The 2,696-nt window shown below is 64.4% G+C and carries 2 protein-coding genes and 1 pseudogene; all 3 read right to left on the bottom strand.

The genetic code is table 11. The annotated features are described in order from the left end of the window. Positions 1 to 244 (bottom strand): annotated as a pseudogene (locus tag EA346_RS08965) (hypothetical protein); the annotation flags it as partial. A gap of 36 nt (positions 245 to 280) precedes the next feature. After that, positions 281 to 1,264, bottom strand: a complete 984-nt coding sequence (locus EA346_RS08960; RefSeq protein ID WP_296757725.1) for a UDP-glucuronic acid decarboxylase family protein — start codon at positions 1,262 to 1,264, stop codon at positions 281 to 283. A 551-nt stretch (positions 1,265 to 1,815) separates the two neighbouring features. Beyond that, positions 1,816 to 2,696 (bottom strand): O-antigen ligase family protein (locus tag EA346_RS08955; RefSeq protein WP_296757723.1); only part of this gene is annotated, 881 nt, incomplete at its 5' end.

The raw sequence follows: 2,696 nt of genomic DNA, 5'->3' as shown, positions 1-2,696 counted from the left end.
CCACACCGGATTCTTCCAGGGAGGCCTTCAACCGGAAATAGAGGAGATCGCGGAAATGGAACGCGAGCCGGCCTCCTGCTTGCGCGGGTCGTTCGAGATAGGTATCCAGCGTTTTGACGACCTCAGGCTTCAGGTGACGCGATTCCCGGGCCAGGTTCAGTTGCCGTAGCAGACGGGCGGTTTCAAGGGTCGTCTGTGCGACGGGATGCCGGCCCCTGGCGCCAGGATAGTGAATTCCGCTCACCCCCTGTGGGAGCGCACCTCGCACGCGAATCGGCGCTTATGCAACCGCCTCATCCCGCTTGGAATCTCCGGCGAGCAGCCGCTCGAAATAGGCGATGGTCGGCTTCAGCCCCTCCCGCAGCGCAACCTTCGGCTCCCAGTCAAGGTGCTCGCGCGCAAGCCGGATGTCCGGCTGGCGCTGGCGGGGGTCGTCGGCGGGGAGCGGCAGGTGCTGCAGCGGCGAACGCGAGCCGGTGAGGTCGCGGATGGCCTCGGCCAGTTCGATCATCGTGAACTCGCCGGGGTTGCCGAGGTTCACCGGGCCGGTGAATCCGCTGGGGCTTTGCATCAGGCGCAGGAAGCCTTCGATCAGGTCGTCCACGTAGCAGAACGAGCGGCTCTGGTTGCCGTCGCCGTAGAGGGTGATCGGCTCGTTGCGCAAGGCCTGCACGATGAAGTTGGAGACCACGCGGCCGTCGTTCGGGTGCATGCGCGGGCCGTAGGTGTTGAAGATGCGCGCGACCTTGATGTCCAGCGCGTGCTGGCGCTGGTAGTCGAAGAACAGCGTCTCGGCGCAACGCTTGCCTTCGTCATAGCAGCTTCTTGGGCCGATCGGGTTCACGTGGCCCCAGTAACGTTCAGGCTGGGGGTGCAGCTCGGGGTCGCCGTACACCTCGCTGGTCGAGGCCTGGAAGATCCTGGCCTTCACGCGCTTGGCCAGCCCCAGCATGTTGATCGCGCCGTGCACGCTGGTCTTGGTGGTCTGCACCGGGTCGTGCTGGTAGTGGATGGGCGACGCCGGGCAGGCCAGATTGTAGATCTCGTCCACCTCGACATACAGGGGGAAGGTGACGTCGTGGCGCATCAGTTCGAAGTGCGGGTGATCGAACAGGTGCTTGACGTTGTCCTTGGTGCCGGTGAAGAAGTTGTCGACGCAGAGGACGTCGTGGCCGGCATCGAGCAGGCGGTCGCACAGGTGCGAGCCGAGGAACCCTGCCCCACCGGTGACGAGGATGCGTTTGCGGGTGTTGTAGTTGTGCATGAGGGATTGCCGGGTTGTGTGGGCGCGGGGAGCGCACGCGATGGTTTGGGGGGTTCGGTTTTGGTGGCGGTGCGGTGATGGGCGCGCCCGGGGCGCGAACGGGGATATTGGTCCACAACTGGCACGCTACCGCCACCGTCGTGCACGACCGTGCCGTGCCAGGGCGGGCCCGACCGCCGCCGCTCGGGCTTGACGAGGTGGCTTTTCGGGGTTCTTGGTGGCCGGCGGAGGCCACCGCGACCGGTTAATTTGTGTAAACCGTACCCCGATTCCCCTATCGCGACAAGCATTGACGCGGGCTTAGATCTATGTCTTTCAATAAATTTTCTGAATCTTTTAGGATTCCCCCAACGATTTACGGGACGATCGACCGCCACGGGCATTCGGCGGTCCAGAATAGCAAGTATAAATCGATTTTACATCTTATTGTAACTAGTTGTTTTTGTGATAAACGGCTGCTCATGCAGCGTTTTGCACACAGCCTTTGTCGCGCGCAGCACAACTGGGACAGACCGATCTCTTGCGGCAACGGTCTGTCGGGTTACGCTGCGCTAACCCGACCTACGGGAGGGGCGGCGCAGAAGTGTGCCGAGGAAGATGGCCAGTACGACCTGGGTGGAGGGGATGTGCCAGCTGAAATCGCCCAGGCCCACGAGGGCCAGTGCCGCCAGGCCGGCGTACAGGGCGATCCGCTCGGTGCTCAGGTGCGCAGCGCGGATCAGCCCCGCGATGACCACCAGCAGCAGGATGACCCCGACCAACCCCATCTCCAGGAGCCATTGCAGGACGTCGCTGTGCGCGTAGTCGACCCAGAAGGTCAAGTGCCCCGGCTGGATCTGCTTGAACATGGCCTCGAACCCGCCCAGGCCCACACCGTGCAAGTACCAGCTCAGGGGTAGCTCAGCTCGAACCACGGTGAGAACCTCGAACCGCATGTCATGCGTGCCGGTCGCGAGCAGGCGTTCGACCAGTGGCGTCAGACCGTACCAGGCAGCCGCGAGCAGGCCGCCGCCGAACGCCAGGTAGGCCGGCCAAACCGAGGCTCCATGGAGCAGGTGTCGGTGCCGGGACCAAAGCAGCAGCGCGACCGCCGCGCCCACCACGGCGGCCCCACTGCCCAGCCGCGACGTGGAGGCAAACAACGCAGCGCCGATCACGACGCTGGCCAGCAGGCTGCCCGCGAACTTGAGCTCCCGTGGCAGGCGACCCAACAGGGGCATGTCCCGAATCCACCAGACCGCAACGCTGAGCGGCCACAGCAGGGCCAGGTAGGCGGCAAAGAGGTTGTAGTTGCTGAAACTGCCGTGTACGGCGTGGGGAGTGTTCCGCGGCCAGATCCCGAAGATGGTCTCGGCGCCAGACGCGTGAGCGGTGACGCCGTAGATCGCCTGGAACACCGCCATCGCCGCCAGCGCGAGCCAGAGCACATTGC

Source organism: Thioalkalivibrio sp. (assembly GCF_007692535.1).
Classification (GTDB): Bacteria; Pseudomonadota; Gammaproteobacteria; order Ectothiorhodospirales; family Ectothiorhodospiraceae; genus Thioalkalivibrio.
This window is presented reverse-complemented; position numbering and strand designations above follow the sequence as displayed.